Here is a 6,995-nt window from a genome sequence, read left to right as displayed (position 1 = left end):
TGATCCGCCCACCACCTACACCAACCCCACCCCCCACCCACTCTTCCCCACCCCCCCCCTCTCCCTATCGCCACCCCCCCCCCCCCCCCGGGGGCGCCCCCCCCCCCCGCTTCAGCTCGTCCAGGGCGAGCCAGTGCGAGGTCGCGCGGCGCCCCCGCAGGAGGCCCGCGGCGGCGAGCAGCAGGGAGCCGGTGCACACGGACGTGGTCCAGGTGCTGGCGGCGTCGGCGGCGCGGATCCACTGAAGCAGGGCCGCGTTCTCCATCTGCGGACTCTGCCCGGGCCCGCCCGGGACGACCACGACGTCGGGGGCCGGCACGTCGGCGAACGTCCGGTCGGCGGTCAGCGCGAGCGTGCCGTTGTCGGTGCGTACGGGGCCGCACCGCTCGGCGACGAAGAGCAGTTCGGCGTCGGGGAGCCGGCCGAGGGTCTCGTAGGGGCCGACGGCGTCGAGGGCGGTGAAGCGGTCGTAGAGGACGATGGCGATCTGCATCGTGGGCCTTTCAGCCGGTGGGTACGGGACGGAAGCGGCGGCGGTACTCCGCGGGCGCCGTGCCGAGGGTTCTGACGAAGGCGCGGCGCATGGCCTCGGAGGTGCCGTAGCCGCAGGCGCGGGAGATCTCCTCGACCCCGTCGGAGGTGTCCTCCAGCAGGCGCCGGGCGTGTTCCAGCCGGACCCGGTCGACATAGCGTCCGGGTGTCATGCCGGTCTCGGCCTGGAAGGCGCGGGCGAAGTGGCGCGGCGACAGGCTCGCGCGGGCTGCGAGGGCTTCGACGCCGAGGTCGCCGTCGGGGTGCTCGGTGATGAACTGCTGGACCTCCCGCAGCGGTTCACGACGGGCCGTCTGCGCGGCGAGCTGGGCGCTGAACTGGGCCTGGTTGCCCGGCCGGCGCAGGAAGACGACCAGGTGCCGGGCGATGGACAGGGCGGTCTCGCGTCCGGTGTCCTCCTCGACCAGCGCGAGGGCCAGGTCGATGCCGGAGGTGACGCCGGCGGAGGTGGCGAGGTGTCCGTCGCGGATGTAGATGGGGTCGGGGTCGACCTCGACGGCCGGGTGGTCACGGGCGAGCCTCCCGCACACAGACCAGTGGCTGGTCACCCTGCGGCCGTCCAGCAGGCCGGCCCCGGCCAGCAGCAGCGCGCCCGTGCACACGGACACCAGCCGCTCGGCCCGCGGGCCGTGCTCGCGCAGCCAGTCCACCACCCGTGGATCGGGGTCGCGGGTGCCCGCGCCGCCCGGGACCAGCAGGGTGTGCGCGGCGGGGGCGCCGGCGAAGGAGTGGTCCGGTACGAGGGTGAGCCCGCTGGAGGTCCGTACGGCCCGGCCGTCGGCGCTGACGGTGCGGATCCGGTACGTGCCCGGGCGGTGCAGTTCGGCACCGTTGAAGACCTCCACCGGGCCGCTGACGTCGAGGCTCTGCACATCGTCGAAGAGAACGACCAGGACGGTTCGCATACCGTCCATCCTTGGGCGCCCCTGCGATGGCCGCAACGACGAGCACCCCACCTTTCCTGCCATCCCGTGGGGTGGGCCGCGGAACCTGGGTACCCGCATCCCTCCGGCCGTGGCGGCCGGGAGAGGAAAGGGGAAGTTCCGTGTTCCGTGCGATAGCCGACGTACTGCGCCAGATCGGTGGCGCGATCGCCACCGTCGTGACGCTGCCCTTCCGGGCCCTGGCCCGGCTCTTCGGCGGGGCCTCGGGCTCCGCGCGGGGGCGCCGGGCCTGATCCCGCCCGTCGCGGCCCGCCGCGTGCCGCCCTGATCCCCGACTGTCGGTGCCACCTGCCACAATTGCGGCGCAACCTCAGTGAGAAGGCGGTACGGGATCGTGACGACACCCGGGTCTGCGGCAGCAGGGTCCATCGAAGGCAGGATCGCCGAGGAGCTCGGCGTACGGGAGCGGCAGGTCAGGGCCGCCGTCGAACTACTCGACGGCGGTTCGACAGTGCCCTTCATCGCCCGCTACCGCAAGGAAGCGACCGAGATGCTCGACGACGCGCAGCTGCGCACGATCGAGGAGCGGCTGCGCTATCTGCGGGAGCTGGAGGAACGGCGGACGGCGATCCTGGACTCGGTGCGTGAGCAGGGCAAGCTCACCCCCGAGCTGGAGGCGCAGATCCGGGCCGCGGAGACCAAGGCGCGCCTGGAGGACATCTACCTGCCGTACAAGCCCAAGCGGCGCACCAAGGCGCAGATCGCGCGCGAGGCGGGCCTGGAGCCGCTCGCCGAGGGGCTGCTGGCAGACCCGACGGTGGAACCGCTCGCCGCCGCGACCGCTTTCGTCGACGCCGACAAGGGCGTCGCCGATCCGCAGGCCGCGCTCGACGGCGCGCGGGCGATCCTCACGGAGCGGTTCGCCGAGGACGCCGACCTGATCGGTGAGCTGCGCGAGCGGATGTGGGTGCGCGGGCGGCTGGCGGCGAAGGTGCGGGAGGGCAAGGAGGAGGCGGGCGCCAAGTTCGCCGACTACTTCGACTTCGCCGAGCCGTTCACCGAGCTGCCCTCGCACCGCGTCCTCGCGATGCTGCGCGGCGAGAAGGAGGAGGTCCTCGACCTCGTCCTGGAGCCGGAGGAGCCGACGGACGGACCCTCGTCGTACGAGGCGATCGTCGCCTCGAGGTTCGGGATCGGCGAGCGGGGCCGGCCGGCCGACAAGTGGCTTATCGACACGGTCCGCTGGGCCTGGCGGACCCGCATCCTGGTGCACCTCGGCATCGACCTGAGGCTGCGGCTGCGGACGGCCGCCGAGGACGAGGCCGTCCAGGTGTTCGCCGCCAACCTCCGCGACCTGCTGCTCGCCGCCCCGGCCGGCACGCGCGCGACGCTGGGCCTGGACCCCGGTTTCCGTACGGGTGTGAAAGTCGCCGTGGTCGACGCGACCGGCAAGGTCGTCGCGACCGACGTCATCTACCCGCACGTCCCGGCCAACAAGTGGGACGAGGCGATCGCCAAGCTCGCCCGCCTCGCCAAGGAGCACGCGGTCGAGCTGATCGCGATCGGCAACGGCACCGCCTCCCGCGAGACCGACAAGCTCGCCGGTGAACTCATCACCAGGCACCCGGAGTTGAAGCTCACCAAGGTGATGGTCTCCGAGGCCGGCGCCTCGGTGTACTCGGCGTCCGCGTTCGCCTCGCAGGAACTGCCCGAGATGGACGTGTCGCTGCGCGGCGCGGTGTCCATCGCGCGCCGGCTGCAGGACCCGCTCGCCGAACTGGTGAAGATCGACCCGAAGTCGATCGGTGTCGGCCAGTACCAGCACGACCTGTCCGAGGTGAAGCTCTCGCGCTCGCTGGACGCGGTGGTGGAGGACTGTGTGAACGGCGTCGGCGTGGACGTCAACACGGCGTCGGCCCCGCTGCTCGCCCGGGTCTCCGGCATCACCTCCGGGCTCGCCGAGAACATCGTGGCCCACCGGGATGCCAACGGGCCGTTCAAGTCCCGCACCCAGCTGAAGGGCGTCGCGCGGCTCGGTCCCAAGGCGTACGAGCAGTGCGCGGGCTTCCTGCGGATCCGGGGCGGCGACGACCCGCTGGACGCGTCCAGCGTGCACCCGGAGGCGTATCCGGTCGTGCGGCGCATGGTGAAGACGTCCGGGCAGGAGGTGGCCTCGCTCATCGGCAACACGGGCGTGCTGCGCTCGCTGCGGCCGGGGGACTTCGTGGACGAGACGTTCGGCCTGCCGACGGTCACGGACATCCTCAAGGAGCTGGAGAAGCCGGGGCGTGACCCGCGGCCCGCCTTCAAGACGGCCACCTTCAAGGAGGGCGTCGAGAAGATCTCCGACCTGTCGTCCGGGATGGTGCTGGAGGGCGTGGTCACCAATGTGGCGGCCTTCGGTGCCTTCGTCGACGTGGGTGTGCACCAGGACGGGCTGGTGCACGTCTCCGCGATGTCGAAGAACTTCGTGAAGGACCCGCGCGAGGTGGTGAAGCCCGGGGACATCGTCAAGGTGAAGGTGCTGGACGTCGACATCCCGCGCAAGCGGATCTCGCTCACGCTGCGGCTGGACGACGAGCCGCCCGCGCAGGGCGGCCGGCAGGGCGACGGGGGTGAGCGTCGCCAGCGGGGCGGGCGTCCGCCCCAGCAGCGCCGGCAGGGACGCGACGCGGGCAGTGGCGGCTCCCGTCAGGCACCGCCGCCGGCCAACAGCGCGATGGCCGACGCCCTGCGCAAGGCGGGTCTGCTCGATCCCAAGAAGCGGTAGCCGAAGGGTTCGTGACCGAGATGTCCGCTTCACGTGCCATCACCTGGGAAGTGGCCGGCAGCCGGGGCTACGAGACCGCCTGGGTCGACTTCGGGGACGGTGAACTGCGAGCCCGTGGGCGGGCCGTGGGGACCGTCCCGGAGCCGTACTGGGTGACGTACGAGCTCGAGACCGGCGCGCGGTTCGTGACGCGCCGGCTTCGGGTGACGGCGGAGACGGAGTCGGGGGCACGGACCCTGGATCTGGTCCACGACGGGCGCGGCCGGTGGACGGCGGACGGTGAGCCGCTGCCCGGTGTCGACGGCGCGCTCGACTGCGACCTGGGGCTGTGCCCGCTCACCAACACCATGCCGGTGCTGCGGCACGACCTCCATCTGGAGCCCGGGGAGCGGGAGTTGCTGATGGCGTGGGTGTCGGTGCCGGGACTGGTCGTACGGCCGTCGCTGCAGACGTACACCCACCTCGGCCGGACCAACGGCGGTGGGCACGTCCGCTTCGCCTCCGGTGACTTCCGCAGCGACCTGGAGTTCGACGCGAACGGCTGCGTCGTCGACTATCCGGGGCTGGCCCGGCGACTGCGCGCGGGCGCCTGAGCGGGCGAGGCCCCGCCCGTTGCCGCTCAGCTCCCCGCGGGGGGCTGAGCGGTTCCGTTCATCCGGGCGCGGTTCTCCGCGAGCAGTTCCTGGACCCGGCGCTCGACCTCCACCGGGTCCACGCCCAGCGCACGGCCCATGTGCACGGCCCACACCTCCGAGCGGACGTTGGTCTCGAAGTCGAGGTCGGCGCGGACGTTCTCGCGGGCGGCCTGGCGGTTCTGGCTCACCATGACGAAGGTGGACAGGAAGATCGCCTCCAGACTGACGATCATGGTGAGCAGGCCGAAGGGGTACGGGTCCCAGACGGCGCCCTTGCCGAAGGCCCCCTCGTTGCAGACGATCCACACCGCGAACCACGCGGCGTGCAGATAGACGAAGGTCATGGTCCCGGCGAACGCGGTGATGGCGTCCGCGATGCGGTCCTGGGTGCCGCGCATCCGCGCGACGACGACCTGTTCGTGCTTGATCCGCACCGCCGGCCGCTTCGCCGAAGGTCCCATGGCCTCTCCCTGACTCGAGCCGCTAACGTTCGGTGACCTTCCCCGCCGACACGTCCAGGCGGCGGGTGACACGCACCGCGTCCAGCATGCGGCGGTCGTGGGTGACCAGGAGCAGGGTGCCCTCGTAGGAGTCGAGGGCGGACTCCAGTTGCTCGATGGCCGGCAGGTCGAGGTGGTTGGTCGGTTCGTCCAGGACGAGGAGGTTGACGCCACGGCCCTGCAGCAACGCCATGGCGGCGCGCGTGCGTTCACCGGGTGACAGGGTCGCCGCCGGGCGCAGCACATGCTCCGCCTTCAGGCCGAACTTGGCGAGGAGGGTGCGTACCTCGACCGGTTCGGTGTCCGGAACCGCGGCGGAGAACGCGTCCAGCAGGGACTCCGTGCCGTGGAACAGCCGGCGGGCCTGGTCGACCTCGCCGACCAGGACGCCGGAGCCGAGGGCGGCCGCGCCGGCGTCCAGGGGGACGCGGCCCAGCAGGGCGCCGAGCAGGGTGGACTTGCCGGCGCCGTTCGCGCCGGTCACGGCGACCCGGTCGGCCCAGTCGATCTGCAGGGAGACCGGCCCGAAGGTGAAGTCGCCGCGCCGTACCTCGGCGTCCCGCAGGGTCGCCACGACGGACCCCGAGCGCGGGGCCGACGCGATCTCCATGCGCAGCTCCCACTCCTTGCGGGGCTCCTCGACGGCCTCCAGGCGTTCGATCATGCGCTGGGTCTGGCGGGCCTTCGCGGCCTGCTTCTCGCTGGCCTCGCTGCGGAACTTGCGGCCGATCTTGTCATTGTCGTTGCCCGCCTTGCGGCGCGCGTTCTTCACGCCCTTGTCCATCCAGGAGCGCTGCGTCTGGGCCCGGTCCTGGAGGGCGGCGCGCTTGTCGGCGTACTCCTCGTAGTCCTCGCGGGCGTGCCGGCGGGCGACGTCCCGCTCCTCCAGATAGGCCTCGTAGCCACCGCCGTAGAGGTTGATCTGCCGCTGCGCGAGGTCGAGTTCGAGGACCTTGGTGACCGTGCGGGTGAGGAACTCGCGGTCGTGGCTGACGACGACGGTGCCGGCGCGCAGGCCCGAGACGAAGCGTTCGAGACGTTCCAGGCCGTCCAGGTCGAGGTCGTTGGTGGGCTCGTCGAGGAGGAAGACGTCGTAGCGGGACAGCAGGAGGGAGGCGAGGCCCGCCCGGGCCGCCTGGCCGCCGGACAGGGAGGTCATCGGCTGGTCCAGGTCCACGGCGAGGCCCAGTGAGTCGGCGACCTCCTCGGCCCGCTCCTCCAGGTCGGCGCCGCCGAGGTTCAGCCAGCGGTCCAGGCTCGTCGCGTAGGCGTCGTCGGCGCCGGGCGCCCCCTCCACCAGCGCCTGAGTGGCCTCGTCCATGACGCGCTGGGCCTCGGCGACGCCGGTACGGCGGGCGAGGAAGGCGCGGACGGTCTCGCCGGGCCGCCGCTCCGGCTCCTGCGGGAGATGGCCCACGGTCGCCGTCGGCGGGGACAGCCGCAGCTCGCCCTGCTCGGGTGCGAGCAGCCCCGCGAGCATCCTGAGCAGCGTGGACTTGCCCGCTCCGTTGGCACCGACCAGCCCGATCACGTCGCCGGGGGCCACGACGAGGTCGAGCCCGGAGAACAGGGAGCGGTCACCGTGCCCGGCGGCGAGGTTCTTGACGACGAGAGTGGCGGTCACAGGGGGCGATCCTAACGGGCGGGGAGGATC

At 72.3% G+C, this 6,995-nt stretch carries 6 protein-coding genes and 1 pseudogene; 3 read left to right on the top strand and 4 right to left on the bottom strand.

Going from position 1 to position 6,995, the window contains the following annotated elements:
- Window positions 1–106 precede the first annotated feature (106 nt).
- Together ABZZ74_RS37540 and ABZZ74_RS37535 are read right to left on the bottom strand one after the other, a co-directional pair.
- Window positions 107–493: pseudogene (locus tag ABZZ74_RS37540) on the bottom strand (DJ-1/PfpI family protein); the annotation flags it as partial.
- Between the two features lie 10 nt (window positions 494–503).
- Window positions 504–1,457 carry a DJ-1/PfpI family protein gene (locus ABZZ74_RS37535; RefSeq protein WP_356772784.1) on the bottom strand — a complete coding sequence of 318 codons (954 nt, stop codon included), beginning with the start codon at window positions 1,455–1,457 and terminating at the stop codon, window positions 504–506.
- 140 nt (window positions 1,458–1,597) lie between these two features.
- Here ABZZ74_RS37535 and ABZZ74_RS37530 point away from each other — a divergent pair, with 140 nt between their 5' ends.
- The 3 genes from ABZZ74_RS37530 to ABZZ74_RS37520 all read left to right on the top strand — a co-directional run bounded on the left by ABZZ74_RS37530 (window position 1,598) and on the right by ABZZ74_RS37520 (window position 4,799).
- Window positions 1,598–1,729, top strand: a complete 132-nt coding sequence (locus tag ABZZ74_RS37530; protein WP_256959483.1) for an LPFR motif small protein — start codon at window positions 1,598–1,600, stop codon at window positions 1,727–1,729.
- 101 nt (window positions 1,730–1,830) lie between these two features.
- Complete coding sequence (locus ABZZ74_RS37525; RefSeq protein WP_356772781.1) at window positions 1,831–4,206, top strand: Tex family protein; 2,376 nt, start codon at window positions 1,831–1,833, stop codon at window positions 4,204–4,206.
- A 20-nt stretch (window positions 4,207–4,226) separates the two neighbouring features.
- Window positions 4,227–4,799, top strand: a complete 573-nt coding sequence (locus ABZZ74_RS37520; RefSeq protein WP_356772779.1) for a putative glycolipid-binding domain-containing protein — start codon at window positions 4,227–4,229, stop codon at window positions 4,797–4,799.
- Between the two features lie 26 nt (window positions 4,800–4,825).
- Here the strand turns inward: ABZZ74_RS37520 and ABZZ74_RS37515 are convergent, their stop codons facing one another.
- On the bottom strand, window positions 4,826–5,302 hold the full coding sequence (locus ABZZ74_RS37515; protein WP_356772777.1) for a DUF1003 domain-containing protein: 477 nt from the start codon (window positions 5,300–5,302) through the stop codon (window positions 4,826–4,828).
- Between the two features lie 22 nt (window positions 5,303–5,324).
- Window positions 5,325–6,965 carry an ABC-F family ATP-binding cassette domain-containing protein gene (locus tag ABZZ74_RS37510; RefSeq protein ID WP_356772775.1) on the bottom strand — a complete coding sequence of 547 codons (1,641 nt, stop codon included), beginning with the start codon at window positions 6,963–6,965 and terminating at the stop codon, window positions 5,325–5,327.
- Window positions 6,966–6,995 lie beyond the last annotated feature (30 nt).

The organism is Streptomyces sp. NPDC006476 (genome assembly GCF_040612015.1).
GTDB classification, from domain to species: Bacteria; Actinomycetota; Actinomycetes; order Streptomycetales; family Streptomycetaceae; genus Streptomyces; species Streptomyces griseorubiginosus_B.
The sequence above is the reverse complement of the archived record's forward strand: the minus strand, read 5'-3'. Positions and strand labels throughout refer to the sequence as shown.

Bases quoted from the DNA above. Each gene is read 5' to 3' on its own strand.
- ABZZ74_RS37535 (WP_356772784.1), bottom strand. From the start codon at position 1,457: ATGCGAACCGTCCTGGTCGTTCTCTTCGACGATGTGCAGAGCCTCGAC.
- ABZZ74_RS37520 (WP_356772779.1), top strand. From the start codon at position 4,227: ATGTCCGCTTCACGTGCCATCACCTGGGAAGTGGCCGGCAGCCGGGGC.
- ABZZ74_RS37515 (WP_356772777.1), bottom strand. From the start codon at position 5,302: ATGGGACCTTCGGCGAAGCGGCCGGCGGTGCGGATCAAGCACGAACAG.